Source organism: Paenibacillus qinlingensis (assembly GCF_013204845.1).
Lineage (GTDB): Bacteria > Bacillota > Bacilli > Paenibacillales > NBRC-103111 > Paenibacillus_E > Paenibacillus_E qinlingensis.
Genome location: NZ_JABMKY010000001.1, coordinates 677,451 through 698,175, shown reverse-complemented (window position 1 = coordinate 698,175; position 20,725 = coordinate 677,451). Strand labels below are relative to the sequence as shown.

The 20,725-nt window shown below is 42.6% G+C and carries 15 protein-coding genes; 9 read left to right on the top strand and 6 right to left on the bottom strand.

Annotation, left to right across the window (positions count from 1 at the left end; all coding sequences use genetic code 11):
* Positions 1-74: 74 nt before the first annotated feature.
* The 3 genes from HQN88_RS03325 to HQN88_RS03315 all read left to right on the top strand — a co-directional run bounded on the left by HQN88_RS03325 (position 75) and on the right by HQN88_RS03315 (position 7,570).
* Positions 75-1,655 (top strand): response regulator, encoded by a 1,581-nt coding sequence (locus tag HQN88_RS03325; RefSeq protein WP_173108783.1) that lies wholly within the window; start codon positions 75-77, stop codon positions 1,653-1,655.
* On the top strand, positions 1,652-3,466 hold the full coding sequence (locus HQN88_RS03320) for a cache domain-containing sensor histidine kinase (protein ID WP_173108782.1): 1,815 nt from the start codon (positions 1,652-1,654) through the stop codon (positions 3,464-3,466). The genes HQN88_RS03325 and HQN88_RS03320 overlap by 4 nt, the downstream gene beginning before the upstream one ends.
* Before the next feature lie 300 nt (positions 3,467-3,766).
* Entirely contained in the window at positions 3,767-7,570 is a 3,804-nt protein-coding gene (locus tag HQN88_RS03315) for an OmpL47-type beta-barrel domain-containing protein (RefSeq protein WP_173108781.1), read from the top strand.
* Positions 7,571-7,628: 58 nt separating this feature from the next.
* Here HQN88_RS03315 and HQN88_RS03310 read toward each other — a convergent pair whose 3' ends face one another.
* From HQN88_RS03310 to HQN88_RS03300, 3 genes are all read right to left on the bottom strand, one after another.
* Positions 7,629-8,450, bottom strand: a complete 822-nt coding sequence (locus tag HQN88_RS03310; protein WP_173108780.1) for an AraC family transcriptional regulator — start codon at positions 8,448-8,450, stop codon at positions 7,629-7,631.
* A gap of 156 nt (positions 8,451-8,606) precedes the next feature.
* Positions 8,607-9,689 carry a Gfo/Idh/MocA family protein gene (locus HQN88_RS03305; protein ID WP_173108779.1) on the bottom strand — a complete coding sequence of 361 codons (1,083 nt, stop codon included), beginning with the start codon at positions 9,687-9,689 and terminating at the stop codon, positions 8,607-8,609.
* A 1-nt stretch (position 9,690) separates the two neighbouring features.
* Positions 9,691-10,461: a sugar phosphate isomerase/epimerase family protein gene (locus tag HQN88_RS03300; protein WP_173108778.1), complete on the bottom strand. Its 771-nt coding sequence runs from the start codon at positions 10,459-10,461 to the stop codon at positions 9,691-9,693.
* A 561-nt stretch (positions 10,462-11,022) separates the two neighbouring features.
* Here HQN88_RS03300 and HQN88_RS37990 point away from each other — a divergent pair.
* From HQN88_RS37990 to HQN88_RS03270, 6 genes are all read left to right on the top strand, one after another.
* The gene (locus HQN88_RS37990) at positions 11,023-12,783 is read left to right on the top strand and encodes a sensor histidine kinase (RefSeq protein ID WP_173108777.1); all 1,761 of its coding nucleotides are present in this window, start codon (positions 11,023-11,025) and stop codon (positions 12,781-12,783) included.
* Position 12,784: 1 nt separating this feature from the next.
* A complete protein-coding gene (locus HQN88_RS03290; RefSeq protein ID WP_173108776.1) occupies positions 12,785-13,525 on the top strand; it encodes a response regulator transcription factor in 741 nt (246 codons plus the stop codon).
* Positions 13,526-13,664: 139 nt separating this feature from the next.
* Positions 13,665-14,993, top strand: coding sequence for an ABC transporter substrate-binding protein (locus HQN88_RS03285; protein WP_173108775.1), 1,329 nt, complete (start codon positions 13,665-13,667; stop codon positions 14,991-14,993).
* A gap of 72 nt (positions 14,994-15,065) precedes the next feature.
* Positions 15,066-16,019 (top strand): carbohydrate ABC transporter permease, encoded by a 954-nt coding sequence (locus HQN88_RS03280; RefSeq protein WP_173108774.1) that lies wholly within the window; start codon positions 15,066-15,068, stop codon positions 16,017-16,019.
* Positions 16,009-16,851: a carbohydrate ABC transporter permease gene (locus HQN88_RS03275; RefSeq protein ID WP_173108773.1), complete on the top strand. Its 843-nt coding sequence runs from the start codon at positions 16,009-16,011 to the stop codon at positions 16,849-16,851. The genes HQN88_RS03280 and HQN88_RS03275 overlap by 11 nt, the downstream gene beginning before the upstream one ends.
* A 129-nt stretch (positions 16,852-16,980) precedes the next feature.
* Positions 16,981-17,355 (top strand): hypothetical protein, encoded by a 375-nt coding sequence (locus HQN88_RS03270; RefSeq protein ID WP_173108772.1) that lies wholly within the window; start codon positions 16,981-16,983, stop codon positions 17,353-17,355.
* Positions 17,356-17,762: 407 nt separating this feature from the next.
* Here the strand turns inward: HQN88_RS03270 and HQN88_RS03265 are convergent, their stop codons facing one another.
* From HQN88_RS03265 to HQN88_RS03255, 3 genes are all read right to left on the bottom strand, one after another.
* On the bottom strand, positions 17,763-18,545 hold the full coding sequence (locus HQN88_RS03265; protein ID WP_173108771.1) for a 3'-5' exonuclease: 783 nt from the start codon (positions 18,543-18,545) through the stop codon (positions 17,763-17,765).
* A 47-nt stretch (positions 18,546-18,592) separates the two neighbouring features.
* Complete coding sequence (locus HQN88_RS03260) at positions 18,593-19,744, bottom strand: MFS transporter (protein WP_173108770.1); 1,152 nt, start codon at positions 19,742-19,744, stop codon at positions 18,593-18,595.
* 88 nt (positions 19,745-19,832) lie between these two features.
* Positions 19,833-20,627: a helix-turn-helix domain-containing protein gene (locus HQN88_RS03255; RefSeq protein WP_173108769.1), complete on the bottom strand. Its 795-nt coding sequence runs from the start codon at positions 20,625-20,627 to the stop codon at positions 19,833-19,835.
* Between the last annotated feature and the right edge of the window lie 98 nt (positions 20,628-20,725).

Below are 20,725 nucleotides of genomic sequence, written 5' to 3'. Positions count from 1 at the left end.
TGACTCTATGCAAGAGCCTTTAGAGGTAATATATGGTATGCTTTTCCAATCAGGTCCAAGGAGCGTACACGTATATGATAAAACTTATTATTGTAGATGATGAGAAGTCGACAAGAGAAGGATTAGCCGAGTTTATTCCTTGGAATAGCCTTGGCGTTAGTATTGTTGAATGCGCGGGATCAGGTGATGAAGCGTTGAAGCTGGCTGAACAGATACGACCTGACATCATTCTATCAGATATCAAGATGCCTGGAATGAATGGCATTGAATTCGCAGTCTTAGTAAAGGCTATCCTTCCGGATTGTAAATTCATTTTCTTAAGCGGGTATGCGGATAAAGAATATCTGAAATCGGCTATTCAATTGCGTGCAATCAATTATCTAGAGAAGCCTGTCAATAGAGAAGAAGTGAAACGCGCGGTAAGTCTGGCTGTTCATGCCGTCATGGACGAACAAGTTAAAAATGCGGAAAGTAACGCAATTCTCAAGGAAAAACTAGCTTTGGACATGGCTGGTATGCGAACACCGTTCCCTGATATTTTGCAACGATTACAACAAATTAATAAAGATATCTTATCTCATGGGAATGTTATAACCGCAATAATAAAAATAGACATCCTATCAGACCCAACCGTAGATATGGAGCATAATCAACATAATCATAAACAACTTATACATAAAGCTATAGATTTGGTATTTAATAATCCCGTGATGTACCATCTAGCAGGGTTTAAAGACAACCAGCATCTTGTCATTCACTTTTACGGAAAAGGGATTAGCCATCGAGATTTTCCCTCAACGATTATTAGTTCTCTGAAAAAAACGATAGAGGAATTGGCAAGCGTGAAAGTCGATTTATTTATGGGTATTGGAATAAAAGTGGATGGGTTGAAGCAGGTTAGAGAATCGTATCGAACTGCTGCGCTAGCCTTGCAGAAACAATTTTTTATCGGGGCAAATCAGATGGTTATTTACGAGAATCGGGTTGATAACGGTCAATCATATCGATTGGATGCTGTTGTTATTAAGCAATTTATAGATTGCTTGAATGAGTGTGATAAAGATAAGACGCTTCGATTCATTATCCAGATGCATGACGAAATAAGAAGGCATACCGAATTACCCATTAAGCAAGTTAAAGACATTTTCTGCAGCATGCTCCTTGAATTAAATGCATTTGCAACAGGATACAATATCGATCCCTTTGAAAAACAGGAACACGTGTATTTTTGGGATATCTTCACGAGTATGTCCAGCTTGACAGAAATCCAAAACTATATGCTGGACCGAATTTCGGTTGTTTTCGATAATATCCATTCCAAGAATAGTATCGGACAAAATGTATTTATGATCATGCAGGTTATCCAGGAGCATTACCATGATGATCACTTAACGATTAACATGCTGGCGAAGCATTTGTTTCTGACACCGACCTATCTGTGCATGATTTTCAAGAAAAAAACAGGGAAAACAATTAACCAATACATAACCGAAGTCAGAATCGAAAAGGCTAAGGAGTTTTTGAAAGAAGAAAGAGTGAAGCTGTTGGAAATATCGAGAAAGGTAGGCTATCAAAGCCCCAACCATTTCACCAAAATATTCAAAAAAATGACCGGAATGAATCCTTCCGATTATAGAGAAAGGCATTACTTATGATAGGGAAATCGATTCGTGTTCTTTGGCAATACATCCAGGATCTCAAAATCAAAAACAAACTCGTTTTGATTTTCTTCTTCCTCATGATCGTGCCGCTCTTCGGGTTTACTTTTTTAGCCTACAGACAGGCAGCGCAAGTGATCCAGGAAAACACGGTGTATTCGGCCAAGCAGTCTTTCGAACAAGCAGCGTCTTCACTTGCATCCAAAGTCAACAGCGCTTCTACGATTTCGGATTATATTATTCTTGATGAAGAGGCAACAAGGGTGTTCGGTAGAAATGAATCATCTTATGAAATCCCGATGCAACTGAAAGATAGTTCTTATCTGTTAAGACTATTTCAATATTTACTGCGTAACGAAGATATCCACCTCATTCGTTTGTTCGTACCGGATGAATTAATATACTCAGGGGATGGACAACTCATCTATAGCATGGAATCCATTCGTGATGCCCCCTGGTATGAGCAATTATTAAATAGTAACGGTAAAGTTTTATTATCTCCAACCACGACCCACTACACGGAAAAGACTGGCAATGTGACAGAGGATAAAGTGTTATCCGTACTGCGTCTTGTCAAAAATCCAAATGATTATTCTAAAAACATGGGTGTACTTAGCATCGATATCTTACTAAGTGATGTATTGAATATTATCAATAAAGCAGCCAACATTACGGAAACAGGCATGATTTATATAGAAAATAGCAGCGGGAAGATCATCCAGTCGACTGCTTCACTTGAACAGATCAATAATTGGAGAGTTCCGAACTTAGCGACGGAGAAAGAGGATATATGGCAGAAAACAACTGTTAAGGGTAAGGGAGCGATTGTCGGTTATAAAACGATTGAAGGTACGGATTGGCGAATCGTAAGTATAATCCCAATAACGGATATTCTGTCTGCCAGTTCCCGTCAAAGAAACGTGCTAATCCTGATTATGATTGTCATGGCAGCAGTAGCCTATGTGCTCGCTTATATAAGCTCCGTGTCCAGCACGAAACGGATTTATCGATTAATTTCTAAAATGCGGAAGGTTCAAAATGGCGAATTGTCCGTCATCACGCAGAAGTTCGGCAGAGATGAGATCGGGGAGCTGGCGGAATCTTATAATTTTATGATCAAAAAGATTGAGAAATTAATTGATGAACAGTTCAAAACCGGGCAAGAGATGAAGAATGCGGAGTTGAAATGGGCCCAAGCAGAGCTTAAGGCCTTGCAATCTCAAATCAATCCTCACTTTTTGTATAATACGCTGGATTCCATAAATTGGATGGCCATTAAACATAATTGCTCGGATATTGAATCTTTGATCTCATCCTTATCGAACTTCTACAAGCTCAGCTTAAGAAAAGGTCAGGATATCGTTAAGATCGATGATGAAATCCAACATGTTCAAACCTATGTTGAAATTCAGAATTATCGATTTGATAATAGCATTAAACTTGTATTGAATATCAATGACATCCTATCGTATCAAATACCTAAAATAACACTACAGCCTTTGGTCGAAAATAGCATTATGCATGGCATTCAGATGAAGCCAGATAGAAGCGGGACCATCACGATAAGCGGAAAGCTAGAAGCCGGATTGATACTTCTGTGCATTGAAGATAATGGTATAGGTATGATGGAGGATGCTCTGATGAGCATGTTCCAGCAGCAATCTAAGGATGATTGGCGCGGATTCGGCGTTCATAACATTAATGAAAGATTAAAGTTATATTTCGGTGCAGAATATGGTCTGAGCTACACGAGTGTATCAGGAATTGGCACCAAAGTGGAGATTAGAATTCCGCCGGTGATCGGATAGGGAAGAGAAAGTTTCATAGATGTAAACATGGTTCCCACAGGGGTATTGGATGGACTACATTCATTAAAAAATCCAAGTCAATCGTGGTTTATTTGCTGTTCGTTGATTTCTATACTTTTTATCGCGGCAGGCTTGTTTTAATTCGATAAATGATAGCGCTTTCATGTTTTTTTTTGAGGTAAAGTTAGGGAGCAGTAAGCAACCTAGCAGCATGGAGAGGGGGTGATAATCACAGAATAACGTTTCTTTCATGATGGATTGGAAGGATGGAGCAGAAATTAATAAAGGAGATGAAGGAAATTGAAAAGATCTAAGGCGTATTTGATACTGACAGTAGTGAGTATGTTAATAAGTATATTGGGGCTAGGCATGGGAGTTCCTCCTCAGGTTGTTCACGCTGCAGGTGTAACCTATTATGTCAGCCCCACTGGGAGTGCATCGAATAATGGATTGTCGACAAGCACGCCTTGGTCGCTGACCAAAGCAGCCTCTACAGCTGCTGCTGGAGATACTGTGCTCTTTATGGACGGGATTTATAGTGATCAACTGATTCCGCAGAACAGCGGCACAACGGCGAACCCGATACTATTTAAAGCGTTAAATAAAGGACAAGCGACACTTACGTATCCGAACGCGGATTCATATATTGTTCAAATCAAAGGTAAGTCCTTCATAACGTTGAATGGATTTAAACTAACCTCACATCTGAATCTTGGAAAATGGCTGAAAATAGACAGCACCGACGGCACCATGTATTCAGCGGGTACAGCGAACGGAACACCTAACAGCAACATTACGATTTCAGATTGCGTCTTTTCGTACGCCACGGCCGGGTGGGGCTACCGTGCACCCATTTTCGTTAACTACACCAGCCAGTTAAAGTTACTTAATAACATAGTTACAGAGGCTTATTTAGGCGATGATTTGATCACGTTCTCCAATAGTTCCGAATTGTTAATAGAAGGCAATAATTTCAGTAAAGCAAGGCACACGGTGTTGAATTTCTCGTACTTTGACACGAACTATAATACTGTAAGCGATGTAGTAGTGCGAAACAACGTATTTAACAGCCAGTGGAGCCGAAATTTTGAAATCTTTCCGAACAATAGAATTCTTCTGGAGGGCAATGTGTTTTCCGAACAAAGGTATGGATCTGGAAATGCATCATCCAGGGACTCCATCCATGCCGATGGGGCTATTTTCCGTAATAATCGTTTCATTCGTAACTATAGTGGAGGCACTTTAGGCAGCGCTCCGTATTCAGCGAACATGTCTTTCCAAAATTCTGTCTTTTATAACAACATATTTGCAGAGAACGAAATGTTTGTTTATTTGTTTGGCGGTAATGGTGTGTTCACGATCAAAAACAATTTCTTTAAGAACAACATTTTTTATAACAATGATAACAACGCGTCAAATACGAATCTCCGGTATTTCGAAAGGGCATTTAATGATGACGGTTCCAGAACACTCAGCTTTATCAAAAACAACTTTTGGCATGGTCCGGGAGTGACCCCTAACTTCCTCGGAAATAATAATAGTTTTCTGTTTAATAGTGACTATAAACTATGGTCTCTGTCCGAAGTGGAGTCCATGTCAGCGGCTGTCGGAACGAAAGTTCCACTGTTTGCGCAAAACATGAACGTAAATCCTTTATTCACTGATCCTAGTAATTACAATTACACGTTACAACCAGGGAGTCCGATGATCGACAGTGGTACGGATCTGACAACAGCGATAGGTGCGGGTAGCGGAAGCACATCGCTCACAGTCAACAATCCGAACTATTTTTTTGACGGCTGGGGAATCGACAACCAGGTGGGAGACCTCATTTCTGTGGGGACATCCGCAAATCGGGCCCGTATTACGAACATCGCTTATACGAAGAACGCATCGACTGGCGTAATTACAAGTGGAGTTCTCAGCTTAGACACGGCATTAACTTGGGCTGATGGAGCATCTGTCAATCTGGCTTATGCTGGCAGCGCTCCGGACATGGGGATTGTTGAGACAGGAGCTGGTGCGCCGGAATCTTTGCAGGTAACGAGCGGTCAATTCAAGGCGGTTACCGGTTCTGCAGTACCATTTTCCTCTACAGTGTTCGGCAGTTTCATACCTACCTCGTATTCATGGAGCTTTGGCGATGGTTCAACAGGAACAGGGGCTAGCCCAACCCATGTTTACAACCAACCTGGTCAATATGCCGTATATAGTAAAGCGACGGATGCATCTGGCAAATCAATATCCGGCATAACGTATGTGATTATTAACGCAACGGACTATCTGAGTCAGCCGATGCTGTACAATTCATTTGATGCCGATGACAATTTATATACTCAAATCTATAGACACAGTTCACGTGGGAATGAGGTCACGAACTATGAGCGGATCTATGAGAATGGGACAAATGGAGTCATCCACGTCTACTATAAGAGTGGCAACGATGAGACTGAACAACTCAGATTTGGGAATTACCCGCCGGACTGGAATATCAATCAATTTCCAATTGTGAGCGCCAAGTATAAGGTGAATCCGGGAACGCTGCTTGTGTTAGCCTTGGAGGCTTATCCGATACGGCTGGATAATCGAACATATCCAATTGCGGCGACCGCTTCTTCCAACGAGCCAACAGCTGCATATACCTTGATTGCTGACGGCCAGTGGCATACGATTGAGGTGGATGTGAGGGCAATCCGAAATCTGGGGGGAACTTATGCGGGGTTGAATTATCTTCGTTCAGCCGGTTTCAGAACCATGGCTGCAGGTTCCACAGGACAAGAATATTGGATGGATGATTTCACCATAAAACCAGCTCCAATACCACCCACGACAACAGATAATGCTCCGACGGGTTGGGTCAATCAAGACACGACAGTTAATTTGAGCGTAACCGAGGGAACATCCGTTGTAGCCGCTACTTACTATACGGTAGATGGCGGAACGCAACAAAACGGCACATCAATCTTCTTGACGACAGAGGGAGTTCATACGCTAACTTATTGGAGCGTGGACATTTCAGGCAATATGGAAACGCCGCGCACGGCAACCGTTAGGATTGACAAGACAATACCAGCAGATGCAACTTTAGCGGCAGATATGACAGTGCCGACCAAGTCTGATGTCACTGTCACGATCAGCTATCCGGCTGATGCAACAGTGAAAGAATACAAAGTGGGTACTAGCGGTGCATGGACTGCTTACGGAGCTCCTGTAGTTGTTTCTGCAAATGAAACAGTGTACGCAAGAGGAACGGATGCTGCGGGCAATGTATCCAATGTCTCCAAATATGTAGTCGGTAATATAGATAATACGATTCCAACAGCAACTGTGACCTATAGTTCGGTAACCGCACAAAGTGTCACCGCCACAATCACACCGAGCGAACCGGTAACGATTACGAATAATGGTGGTATAAACAGCTATACGTTCACATTTAATGATAGCTTCACTTTCGAAATCGTTGATGCAGCAGGAAATCACGGAACTGCGATCGCGACAGTGACCAATATTGCAGCAAAGAGTAAAGCCAAACCAAGTACGCCTATTCTTTCTGATTACAATGGAAATGATACTGGCCTCGAAGATGGTAATTACAGTATAGCGATGAATATGTGGTACGGTGAAAATGGCAGAATGTATAAGCTTTACGAGAATGATAAATTAATTGATACACAAATTCTAACTGACAATTCACCATCAGCTCAATCTACCGTGACATCAATTACGTATAAGCAGAATGGGATTTATCGTTACTATGCCGAACTTACTAATGCCTTTGGCACAACAAAGAGCGGCACACATGTAGTAACCGTAACAAAAGCAGCTCCGGGTAAATCAGTTCTGTCGAACGATAACTGGGATGGTGATGGCAATTTTAAAGTCAGCATGAATATGTGGTGGGGAACGAATGGCGGGACGTATAATTTATATGAAAACGGTATTCTCATCTATTCAGAAGTGCTGACCAATCATACACCGGATGCCCAATCATCCGTAACGACCTTAGTAAATAAAGCGAAGGGCAACTATGAGTATCGAGCTGAGCTCATTAACTATGCTGGAGCCACATCTAGCGAAAAAATGATTGTACATGTTACGAATTAGTTAATTATAAAGATTGCTTCTTCACATGTTGCTATTTGGCAAGTGAAGAGCGATCTTTCTATTGTTCCATTGGAAGTTTCGAGCGTTTCTGTTGTTCTTCTCGAAATTGACGGGGGGATAACCCGAAATGAATGCGAAATTGTCGATGGAAGTAAGTATAGTTATTAAAACCGCTTGATTTAGCAACAGAGTCAAGTGACATTGAGCTGTAACGAATACGTTCACATGCGACGGCAAGACGGACCTCAATGGCATAACTCATAATGGATTGACCGAAATTGCTTTTAAACAGATTGACAGCTCTGGAGATACTAATACCCGCATGTTTGGCAATTTGCTCCAAGGTGAGAGCTTCTGTCGCATGCTGATCGATGAATTTTTTTATTCTATAGGCGATGTAGGATGGACCTAACGTTTCTCCCATGCTGGCAATTTCATGCAGGCGCTGTAAGGTTAAGCAAAAGACGCGCAGTATATAATCTGTCAGCTCTTCGAAGGTGTCATTCATCCGTAACGTTTCCTTCGCCAACTGATTCCATAATTTCAGAAGATCGTCGTCGAGAGGGATGGTTGACTTTTGCGGAGGTGAGAAATTTTCCCACCACTGGTCAATCCATGTTCCATTGCAAATCAAATAGTAATCGATGCTGTTGTCTTTCAGGATAAGCTCATATTTTTCTCCTGGACGAAACAAAAGCAGGTCTCCAGGCTTAATTACAACAAACTCGCTATCAATGAGTGCTTCACAGCTGCCGCTCGTCTGTAACCGGATGATGTATGTGTGAAGCAACTCACGTGGATTTCGAAAACGCTTCTTATGATGCGCCATCCCTACGTAAAGTGTTTCAGTTCGCAAATTATTCTCGCGTCTATGCAACACACTGGCTTCCCCCTTTGACTCGAGCAAATCGTTCATGTTTTGGTTCTATCAGGTAATTATACAAACTTTCTAGGCAGTTGTGCGCAAATATTTCTGTACGCAAACGTGACCGCCCTTGATCTGGGCGGCTGTTGTTTACTTTTGTTTCAAAAGAGGCTACTCAAAATAAATAGCTTTTCCAGTCCTCGATGACTCATAAATGGCTTCTAATATTTGAGTGACAACAAGCGCTTGCTCCGGTTTTACCAACGGTTCGGTATCATGAAGGATGCACTCGAGCCACAACCGAGCTTCCAAGTCACTTGGACTCTCTGTTTGGCCTTCAAAAAAAGCGACGCCTCCTGCGCTCAAATCGATGATGGTCGTAGTCATTCTACCGAGTTTTTCGCTATTAATTCGGAGTCCGTCACGCATATCCGCTCCGCCTTCCGTACCGCAAAGCGTCGTTTTGGCCTCTAAAGTGTCAAGTGAGTTAAGTGCCCAACTGGATTCGAGTATAACGGTCGCACCGTTCTGCATCGTTATGAGGCCGAAAGCAGAATCCTCCACCGTAAACTTTTCCGGATCCCACGGTCCCCAGAGATTCGCTGCGTTTTCTTTACGGCTAAGCTCGTGATAGGCCTTGCCCAAAACACATTTTGGTGCGTAATTGTTCATCATCCGAAGTGTTAAATCCAACGCATGGCTACCGATATCAATGAGAGGGCCACCCCCTTGTTTCTCTTGATCTAGAAAGACGCCCCAGGTTGGAACAGCGCGTCTGCGTATCGCATGAGCCTTGGCAAAATAGATGTCCCCGAGCTCTCCATTATCGCAAATTTGTTGTAAATAGCGGCTGTCTGGTCGGAAATTATTCTGATAGCCAATCGAGAGCTTTTTGCCTGTACGTTTGGCAGCATCCACCATGGCTTGTGCTTCTGCAGCCGTTTTAGCCATTGGTTTCTCACACATGACATGCTTGCCTGACTCCATGGCCGCGATAGAGATCTCCGCATGCGAATCGTTCGGCGTACATACATAGATGACATCAATGGCGACATTTGCTAGGACTTCTTTATAATCGTAAAATGCTTTTGCGTCCGTTGAACCGTATGCTGCCGCTGCTTTTTCTGCTTTTTCGATAATAATATCGCAGAAAGCGACCAGTTCTAGTTCCTTCAACTTGGAAAGTGCAGGGAAATATTTCTCGAACGCAATTCCCCCGCAACCAATAATTGCCCCTTTAAGTGTTTTCGCCATCTTAAATGACCTCCATAAACCTATAATTCTGGCTTAGCCAATCCATACTTATCTGTACACTTTCTAACGCAGGCAAGTCGCAATCGTCTTGTTCGACGATGAGCCATTCTGTTCCCGCCTTTGCTGCAGCACCAATAATGGCTGGTAAATTCATTTCACCGCGCCCCAGTTCCACCGTTTGATAAGTGCCGCCTTCGAACTTGCGAATGTCCTTCAAATGAATTAAAGGTATGCGTCCGGCATATTTGTCGAGGTAAGCAATAGGGTCGCAGCCAGCATTATGTACCCAGCAAACATCGAGCTCGCTCTTCATATCGTTTGGGGATGTACTTCCCATAAATGCATCAAACCAAATCTGATCCCCATAAGCTTCGGTGAATTCAACATAGTGATTATGAAAGCCAAATGCGATGCCTTTGCTTGCGAACTGCTCGCTGCACTTGTTAAAAAAAGTAACAGTTTCGAGAAGTGCCTGCCGCTGTTCTTGATTGATTCCTGGACAGACGACATAACGGCTGCCGATAGCAACATTCATAGCAATTTCTTCTTCTAAATGGTTTCGTAGTCGTTCCAGGTTTACATGGCTGCCAATGGCTTTCAATGACAAGGTGGTAAGCAATTCCTTTAACTGTTCAGGGCTAAAATCGTAATAACCTGCAAACTCGACACCCTCATAACCCATCTCGGCTACCTTATGCAAAGCCGTTGTTGCGTCTTGAGCCATTTCATCCCGTAGTGTGTATAATTGCAAGCCTATTCCCATTTTCTTCATAGAAGGTTACCTCCGATTTCACACAAATTGTTCATTACTGATTCATTATAAGATGAACGATCTTGCCATTAAATGAATGATGTCATTGAAACATGAACAATATGATTTAGTTTCTCAATATAATTAATGAATAAGCCTACATTAATTCAAAAACAGAAAAAGACCTCTAGGGAGGTCTTTTCTTAGCGGAAACCACTTCCAAATGGAAATTGTAATGCGCTTTTACTCCTTGGAGTGGGAAAAAAAGGCGCAGGGAGATGCAATGAGAACCAAGTAATCGTAAAAGTACAATCGATTTCATCCTACTCCAGTGAGATTGATGTCCTGGCTACAATGGGGCACACTAATTGGTGCCCATAATATTTTTGGACTTTGATTGCTAGTCTAGTTGTCATTCATATAAGTGCCCGCTTGGTTGTATTAATGAGTTTCCTTAGCATTAAAACTCCGAAGGTCTGGACTCTTTTCCTTTCATAAAATGTCAGAACTGTCTTGTAAATTTAACAGGGACAATTTATACTTTCCTACAATACTAGCACGCATAAGAAGCGAGGGGAGCCTGTGAAGCTAAATAAATCGCCGTTCGTGTCCTTACGTACGAAATTTCTGGTCTTATTTTGTCTTATGATAACGCTACCATTTTTATTTAGTGGCTATTTAACCTATCAGAAGTATTCGACCAATGTCGAGAGAGAGGCTAAAACGTACTCAGATCAAATTGTGGAGCAGTTGTCGATTAATTTAGAACGCTATGTGAAAGATATCGAGCGAATTACAATTGCGATGTACTATGATGCGAATTTATTGCAAATTTTAGAAAAACATAAAATCGCTACAGTTAGCGGCAACTACAAAAGTATTGAAGAGCAGATTAAGATGAGTCAACTCATTGCATCCATCATAATTGATCGGACGGAGTTAGAAGGTGTGTTCATATTTGCTTTGGACGGGACGTTGTTCAGCAATCTGACGGAAACGATCAAGGGAAACTGGGAGCCTAATACCTCGGCTTGGATGGAGCAAGTCAAGCAGAAGGACGGTGGATTGGTTATTCTACCTCCTGTGGCGTGGAATTACTATCTGAACAAACCGAAAGAAGCCTTGTCTTTTGCACGATTGATTAAAGATCCACTCACGAATCGCGAGCTCGGCTATGTGAAGGTAGATTTGACGAGTAAAGGCTTTGAGAAAATTTTGTCCACGGTAAAAGTCTCAAAAAACAGTAAATTGTATGTCTTCAATGAAAGTTTGCAACCGATCTACCCGTTTACAAAAGAAGCTCCACTTCCTTCCTACGATGAAATTGTAAGTACAAGCTCTTCGGATATTATCACATCTTTGCGTACTACGGGGTACGGCGGTCTGCAGATTGTCGGCACGATTCCTAAGGAAGATCTTTTGAAGGATGCACGTAAGCTCACAAGCTTCACTTTGTGGATCTCAGTTGTTTCGCTCATATTTGCCTTTGGAGCCGCACTATTTACATCGAATAGGCTGGTTAAGCCTGTCCATCATTTACAACGCAAAATGCGGCGTGTTCAAGGTGGAGATTTTCAAGAACGAGCTACTGTCTATTCGAATGACGAGATTGGTTTGTTAACAGAAGGGTTTAACAGCATGGTTTCTCGTCTGGATATCATGATCAAAGAGATGTATGAGCTCAGGTTACGGGAGAAGGATTCGGAATTGAATGCGCTGCAAAGTCAGATCAATCCTCATTTTCTTTATAATACATTGGAATCCATCAATATGGTCGCGGTGAAAGAACGGAATAACGAGTTATCTCAAGTTATCACGAGCTTAGGAAAGCTGCTGAGGTATACGGTGGATAAACAGGAGAGATTCGTGTATTTGAAGGATGAGTTGGCGTTTGTCCAAAACTATTTGAATATCCAAAGCTTCCGACTAGAAGACCAGCTGAGTGCAGAAATCCTTGTGGATTTTTCACACGAGTATGCGATGGTACCGAAGCTTATTCTTCAGCCTATAGTGGAAAATGCGATTGAACACGGTCTTGCCAAAGAGCCGATTACGATACAAATTACCTCCAAAGCCGAGGGTCAGGATCTCTATATATTTGTGACAGATAACGGCAAGGGTATTAATCCAGAGCGCAGGAAACTCGTGGAGCAACGATTAATTGAACCAGAACGTCATCAATCCGGCTTACTTTCAGATAAAAAATCAAAAGGTTTTGCCCTCCGCAACATACATCAGCGTCTAGTGATTTTATATGGTGAGTCGTACGGTTTGTCTATTGCACACACGGGTCCTGAAGGCACATCCTTCTGCATTCGTATACCATTTCAGTGGGAGGAATAGTATGCATATTTTGTTAGTCGAAGATGAGTTGAAGATCAGGCAAGGACTTAAGAAAATCATTGAAGATGTAATTACCTCGAAACTGCGAATTACGGAAGCAAGTAACGGCCGTGAGGCATTAGATTGGTTGAAAACGCAAGATCAAGTGGATCTCATTATTACCGATATTCGTATGAGTGAAATGAACGGAATCGAATTGATCAAGCGAGCGAAAGAGTCTCATCCGAATCTCCTTTTTGTCGTGATAAGTGGGTACGATGAGTTTGTTTACGCGAGAGAAGCTTTGCGATATGGCGTAAGTGATTATTTATTGAAGCCCATCGAACGTGTAGAGTTAGCCCAAGTTCTTCAGAAAATTAGTTCGCAGCTTCATATAACTAAGCAGCCCAATTCCAATGCAACAGTGACTGTTGTGCCTGATGATACGGATCGTTTATTGATCCGAAGGGTAAGAGAGCTGGTGAATGAATATCTCAATCAGGATATTTCCTTACAGTTTCTAGCTGAGCGCGTCTACCTTAACCCGAAATACTTATCCAATATGTTCAAGAGGGAAACGGGGCAGAATTTGTCTGATTTCGTGACAGAACGCCGTATGGAGAAGGCGAGAAAACTGTTGAAAGAAACGACACTGAAAGTGTCTGAGGTTGCGGTGATGTGTGGCATTGTCAATCATAAATATTTTGCTTCACTGTTTAAGCAGCATACGGGATGTACACCGTCCGAGTTCCGGGATCAGTAGTCGGTTTGTTCTAAGTCGTAAAAGACCTTGCTATTTTGAACCTTTTATAGATTTTTTAGCGTTATCCTATAAATGATCACGGTTTATAATTGGGTATGTAAGCGCTTCACACCACTTGAAGAAAAAGGGGATTAATACGATGAAGAAAGCACTACTCTTAACGACATCTGTTTTGATAGTTAGTAGTTTTATTGCAGGCTGCAGTTCAACGAAAGAAACAGCTTCTACAACAACATCACCAGCAAGTTCTAAAGCAGCAGATGCAACGAAAACACCAGCGAAGGACGTAAAGCTTTCATTCAGCATTTGGGGAACTGACGAGCATAAAAAAATGTACGAGGATATGATCGCGAATTATAGGAAGACAAAGCCAAACGTCAGTGTCGAAATCATGATCATTCCATCCGCAGATTACTTACAGAAAATGTCCGTAATGCTTGCTTCCAAAACAGCACCAGATGTGATCTGGATGCTCGAAAGAGGTATTCCACAATTTCTTGAAGCAGGGCAGATGGAAGACATTTCAGCCATCAAAACTGATACGGCATATGATGCAAGCGATCTCATTCCATCTACATTAGACTTAGTGACAAAGGCAGATAAACTGTATGGTGTGGCTTTCTCAACACCTCCTAATATGATGTATTACAATAAAAATTTATTCAAAGAGAAAAATTTGAAAACGCCTTCAGAACTCTATAAAGAAGGCAACTGGACCTATGATGAAATGAATAAAGCAGCTATCGTGATTTCTCAACCAGATAAAGGGATCTACGGGATGAACTTGATTCGTCCAGGTGGATGGGGACGGAGCTGGATCGAGTCGCTACAAACATTGGTTTGGGCATATGGATCTGATTTCTTCACCAAAGATGGTAAGAAAGTTGCTTTGAATACACCACAAGGCCAGCAGGCACTTCAATTCTTCAGTGATGCTATGTTCAAAACGAAGGTTCATCCGAAGCCAGGTGACCAAACAGGATTCGAATCTGGAAAAATTGGCATGCAACAAGACTTGCTTAGCTACATGGGGAAAGCCAAAGCAATCAAAGATTTTGAATGGGATATCGCTCCTATGCCGAAAGCAGCTGGCGGTCAAGGAACAACACTTGGCTATGCAGCTTACATGGTTCCCAAAAACAACTCCAATACTGCTGAAGCCATTGAGCTTGTTAAGTACTTAAGCAACAAAGAAAACATGGCGATCACATCCCAATTCTTCGTGCCAAGTCGTAAATCTGTTCTTAATTCCGACGGATTCTTGAAGCAAGGACCATCTCCTGAGAGCATGAAAACAGCGGTACTGGATCAAATGGCAGCTGCTCGCGTTCGTCAAGGTTTCGTTAACTTCCAAAAAATCGATGACAAAATGAAGCTGCACTTTGATGCGATCTATACGCAAGCAGGGACAGTTCCCGATATCTTTAAGAAGTTGGAAACAGATGTTAATGCAATTCTAGCGCAATGATCGAATTGGACTAGAACTGTGGCCAAGCTGATCTGCTTGGCCATTGTCTCACAAAGGAGTGTAGCAAACACCATGGATACGTATAGAGCAGCACCCGCTGAGGTGCCAGCAGCAACAGTAGTTACGAAAAAACGAAACGACTTCAGTCGAATTAAACGCAGAAATGCGATATATGGCTATCTATTTATTGCACCGATGATGCTCGGGTTCTTGATTTTTATGGCTGGACCGATCATTAGTGCCTTTGGACTTAGTTTCACCAGTTATTCGCTCCTGCATGCAACGAAATTTGTTGGAGTTGATAACTACGTGAAAGTATTAACGGATGATGAACTGTTCTGGTCGTCCGTGGGCCATACCTTGTATTTCTCCGCAGGACTAATTCCGCTTAATCTCATGTTAGCATTAGGACTTGCTTTACTATTATCGACGAAACTTCCCGGTGTTGGCATCTTCCGAACTGCTATCTTCACACCTGTCGTCACATCTATTATTGTTTGGGCTATCGTGTGGAAATATGTATTCGCTACAGATGCTGGATTGGTAAATCAGATACTGCATTTCTTCGGCATTACGGGCCCTGCTTGGATGTACAATACGACACTCGTGATGCCAGTTGTTATTCTCGTCAGTGTGTTGAAAAAAGTGGGCATGAACATGGTTATCTTCCTCGCGGCCTTGCAGGATGTACCGAAAATGTACTATGAAGCTGCTACGATTGATGGTGCATCGAAATGGAAGCAGTTCACGAGAATTACATTACCGATGATTTCGCCATCGCTATTCCTAACATTAATCATTACCCTGATTGGTTCACTGAAAGTGTTCTCGCAGATCAGTGTTATGACCGATGGCGGTCCTGGGAATAGTACAAGTGTGCTCGTGTACTACATCTATAAGTTAGCCTTTAAAACATATGAATTTGGCTACGCATCTGCTGTTGCGTTTATCCTCTTCTTCTTAGTACTCGTACTTACCATGGTGCAGTGGAACTTCAGAAAAAGGTGGGTGCATCATGAGCAATAAATCCATCCGAATGCTTGGTAATACCTTATCGTATTTGTTTCTAACGATTGTCTCTGCCATCATTTTGATGCCGTTTGTCTGGATGGTGACTACATCACTTAAAGATCAAACGAAAATATTTTCGTTTCCTCCCCAATGGATTCCGAGTCCGATTGTATGGTCCAATTATTCGCAAGTGTTTAAGGTACAGTCCTTATTTATAACGCATTATTCGAATAGTGTGTACATCGCGGTTGTGGTAACGGTAGGAACGTGCATTTTTGGAGCGTTAGCTGGTTTTGCTTTTGCTAAGATTAATTTTCCATACAAAAATGTTTTCTTCCTTATTCTTCTAAGCGGGATGATGATCCCAAATGAGGTTACGATTATTCCGAACTTTATCTGGTTCTCTAAGTTAGGGCTCGTGAATAATCACTTCCCGCTAATCATCCCACCTATGCTAGGGGCAGGCGGCATCTTCGGAGTGTTCTTGCTTCGACAATTTTTCATAACGATTCCTAAGGACTTGGATGAAGCAGCTGAAATGGATGGCAGTACGCCTTGGCAGACATTCTGGCGCATCATGGTGCCAATGGCAACACCAGCATTCGCGACTTTATCGATTTTCACCTTCTTACACAGCTGGGAGGATTTCCTTGATCCGTTAATTTACATCAGCTCTTCGAAGTTGTTTACACTACCGATTGCTTTGAAGTTATTCACCGATACAGCAGGTACGGATTGGCACCTGTTAATGGCAGCATCTGTGATGGCTACCGTTCCACTCTTACTCGTATTCTTCTTCGCGCAGAAGAAATTTATTGATGGGATTGCAACAACAGGCTTGAAATAAGTTGCAAATAGAGGAGGTATCCATAATTTGTGGATGCCTCTAGCTTATTTAACCTTCACTTGACATTGCATACTGTAATCATTATAATTACAGTATGCAGTAACAATTCGAGTGAAGGTGGCGAGGCGTATGTTGAATGTTGCAATTGGTGATTGGGTAGTCGCAACAACAAGTGAAGATGAAATGGTTCATGGATATGTGGGAGCGATCGCTTGGCAGCATGGTATCGCCTTCGTTCATGTCATTGCTTCGGATCAAGATGAAATTATTGGTCATCAAATTGAAGTGAAACTCTCCAGTGTGAAGGCACTGCCAATAAGCGGACTTGATTCAGAAGATGGCGTGCGCAGTATGATCGACGTTGCCCTTGGCATCAAGGATGAGATGTGGTTTATGGAGCTAACCGATACTTTACTTTCCTTACAGTCTAATGGATCCAAGACGACCAATGACAAAGTGATTTCCGGTTTTTATGCGAACCGTCTGGGTGTGGATCAACTGTAATGGTTGAAATGATAGAAAGTCAATCTAATCGATAACTTGCAGAGCAAAGTGAATCGGTTCGGTTGGCTTTTTCGTTATGGGAGCGTGTGGTTGGAGATATGAAGGCTCACGATGAAAAGGAGCTAAGCGGCTTTATGCGCTTAGCTCCTTTTTTGTGGCATCCACTGATGATGCCAGACAATGAACCGATGAAGAGGAACGTAGGTGTGCTATTTGATGGAAATCGGTCGAAAGGTGCTCCAAGGGGAACGTAGATGCACTAAATGACTAAATATTGGAATTTGAAGTGCTTTTCGGAGAAATAAGGCACTGTAGTTCCCTTTGTCGACGATTTTCACCAGGTTACACATAAATAGTGAACCATCGTTCCCTCCCAGCAGGGAGAACATGTTAGGACAACGCAGCCACTACTGTGTAGCTGCACCACCCGCGGTTTTCGTTGGGGGCTTCGCCACCTCCGCGGCGAATAGTGTCTGCATTTCCGCGATTTTTTTAGCGTCGGCTGCTTCTATTTTGTCCGCGAAATATTTCTCTACGAATAGCTCCCAGGTCGGCACAACCTTCTGTGTCGTTATGGTTTTCACGGCTGTTTTGATCAGCCTGCGTTCCTTGGCATTCGTATACATGTCCACGTAGAGCTGCTTGCGATCAAAGTCCAGTTCGGTGAAGATGGAGCGGAATACCTCCGCTGTCATCTTCGCATCGTCCAACGCTCTGTGAGCTGTGCCCTCAGCGACGATGTTCAAATCAATAAGCGCCGCTTCGACGCTGACGTCGTTGGTTACTTTTTTGAAGCGGGTGAACCCTTTCAATAAGTCGAAATAGTGAGCTGCCATCCAATACGCATCATCTAATTTGTGCATTCGCGTATCAAATACAATTCGCTTGAGATCTTCTCCACCCCAAGTGACGAGCAACAATTCATCACTCCGTCCGAGCCAAGCCAAGAAGTCGGCAATCACTTTGCGGAAACCAGCCGCTTCATCAATATCTTCTTGGGGAATCCCCGTTTTTTTCTTAATAAAAGCATTTAATTTGGAGAAGTATACAGGTTTAATTAACGCTGAAAATTCATCTACTTGCTTAAGTGTAGCATCTAGGCGAACTGCGCCGATCTCGATCACTTCCATAGGTAAATCACTAGCAAACTTGCGGCCGTTAAATTCAATGTCTAATATAATGTAATCCATGATGTGCCCCCGTTTCATCTCTATCCTATCATTTTAGCAGAAAAAGCTTAGGTTGCCAGCTTCTGTTTACGATAGACCGCACGCAGCACCAGACTTAACAAGAATCCAGAAAAAGACATGACCGACACCCAGATAAATAACGTGTGTACACCAAAGGACTGATAGAACCATCCACCTAGATAAGAAGCGACGATACCTGAGACTCCGAAGAAGATGATAGCTAGCACCGTCTGTCCAGTTGCACGCCACTCTTCAGGAACGATCTGATACAAATACTGAATCGCAGCGGAGTAAAAGATAGGGAATGTAAACGTTTGGAGAAGCTGAATCGCAACAAGCACATGTGGATCCGTTATCCAAGCGCTGACAAAGAATCGCAAGAAATAGAAGAAGGCAGCGAATGAAATTAGGGCTAATTCTCTGCCTTTTCGCAGCCACCAGAAGCTTAAGGCAAATACTAGGATTTCGCTCCCAGCTGCTAAGAAGAAGGCTATGCCAACCAGATGGTTACTGCCTCCTAACTCACGGATATAGACTCCTAGAAACGTATCATTAATCCGCTGTGGGACTGCGCAAATGAAGATTAAGACCATGAACCAAATGGTTTCTTTATTGCTTAGAAAATTTCGCAGACTGCGCAGTGAGATCGGTTTCCCAGTCACAGGTGCATCAGGCAACGCCAAGCATATGACCAAGCTCAATATGCCAATGCCGCCAAAAAGGTAGGCCAAGCTATGAATGCCGAAATACTGCGCCGCATAGCCAACAATTAACGACATCACCGCGTAGCCGACAGCACCGAATGTACGAATGGAACCATAGCTCGTACCCAGGCGTTCCGCGGTCTGGAAGTTAAGGCTTTCTGTCAATGGATCCAGCGGCATTAAGAAAAAATAAAGCAACATCGTAAATAGAAGCAGTACGATAAAGCTCTTGGAATCGTAAAGCAAGTACCCGATAATGGTGGAACAGAAGAGGAGAAGTAACATGATCTTCTTGATCGTTTTTGTTCGATCGCTGATCATGCCCCATAATGGCTGCGAAAAGATGGCGATAAAACCACCAGTCCCGATGATGAGACCAATTCGAGATGTAGAAAGTCCCTGCGCGTCCAAATAGACGGGAAGAAAAGAGACGAAGAGGGCAAGTAATGCAAAATACAAAAAGTTAAACGAGCGCAATAAATTGGATGAATGCATGATAACCTAACCTTCCTTGATGTACTAGCGCGATGCTGTCGTGAATGTACATTTTATCACGCTCAGCCAAAGTTGCAAAAAATATTTATCATGAGCGAAGCTGTGAGGGGTTCTTTCCTGTTACTTTTTTGAATTGGCGGCTAAAGAAGTAGATGCTTCGATAGCCTAGCGCTTCAGCGACTTCACTGACATTCATCCCTAGCTTAAGCAGATAGGTGGCACGCTCAATTCGGGATTGAATGAGATAAGATTCAATTGTTTGACCCATAATTTCTTTGAATTTTAGAGAGAAATATCGTGGCGAAAGATGAGCTTGATTAGCTAGATCTTGAATCTGATGTTGACGCCCTGGATCTTGCCGTATATGTGCCGCGATATCCATCATGACTCGATTCATCGAGCGCTTGGCAGGATCAGCAATTGTTTGATTGGCAGGAGCTTGACGCTCAAATAACAGAAGAATTAGCTTCAGCAGTGCGTTGGCTTCTTCCTCATGACCAAATGCTCCTGTCCGACGTACATGTACGAAACGATCCAGATAGGTTTCGTGAAATTCTGCGGGATCGAAGTGAACGAAGGAGGGCAGTGACATCATAAGCGTGTGATCTTCTTCGGCTGTAAAGTGGATGTAAGTTACCGTAAGTGGTCGTTCAGGATTGTGCTCCGCGCTAGATAAATCTCCAGGTTTGAAGAGGAAACAATCTCCCGATCGTACAGGGTAAATCTTGCTATTTAAGGTGACCTCACCTTCGCCTTCCCATACATACCAGAAATCGAAGTCTTCAAATGGCTCGTGGTCACGGCTCCACTTCCAATTCACCTCACAAATGGTTTTACCGAAATAGCGATTGAGTTCTAACACCTGGGATGAGAAAACTGACATGTAATATCACTTCTCCTCTATGTAAAATAGTACAAATAGTAATGTGGTTTAATGCATTTATTTTACTACCTTCCATTCCTATAATAAAGATATAAATA

Coding starts and splice junctions, on each gene's coding strand:
- HQN88_RS03305 (WP_173108779.1), bottom strand. CDS start 9,689: ATGGCGAAAACACTTAAAGGGGCAATTATTGGTTGCGGGGGAATTGCG.
- HQN88_RS03260 (WP_173108770.1), bottom strand. CDS start 19,744: ATGCATTCATCCAATTTATTGCGCTCGTTTAACTTTTTGTATTTTGCA.
- HQN88_RS03255 (WP_173108769.1), bottom strand. CDS start 20,627: ATGTCAGTTTTCTCATCCCAGGTGTTAGAACTCAATCGCTATTTCGGT.
- HQN88_RS03300 (WP_173108778.1), bottom strand. CDS start 10,461: ATGAAGAAAATGGGAATAGGCTTGCAATTATACACACTACGGGATGAA.
- HQN88_RS03265 (WP_173108771.1), bottom strand. CDS start 18,545: ATGGATTACATTATATTAGACATTGAATTTAACGGCCGCAAGTTTGCT.
- HQN88_RS03270 (WP_173108772.1), top strand. CDS start 16,981: ATGTTGAATGTTGCAATTGGTGATTGGGTAGTCGCAACAACAAGTGAA.
- HQN88_RS03280 (WP_173108774.1), top strand. CDS start 15,066: ATGGATACGTATAGAGCAGCACCCGCTGAGGTGCCAGCAGCAACAGTA.
- HQN88_RS03320 (WP_173108782.1), top strand. CDS start 1,652: ATGATAGGGAAATCGATTCGTGTTCTTTGGCAATACATCCAGGATCTC.
- HQN88_RS03285 (WP_173108775.1), top strand. CDS start 13,665: ATGAAGAAAGCACTACTCTTAACGACATCTGTTTTGATAGTTAGTAGT.
- HQN88_RS03290 (WP_173108776.1), top strand. CDS start 12,785: ATGCATATTTTGTTAGTCGAAGATGAGTTGAAGATCAGGCAAGGACTT.
- HQN88_RS03325 (WP_173108783.1), top strand. CDS start 75: ATGATAAAACTTATTATTGTAGATGATGAGAAGTCGACAAGAGAAGGA.
- HQN88_RS03275 (WP_173108773.1), top strand. CDS start 16,009: ATGAGCAATAAATCCATCCGAATGCTTGGTAATACCTTATCGTATTTG.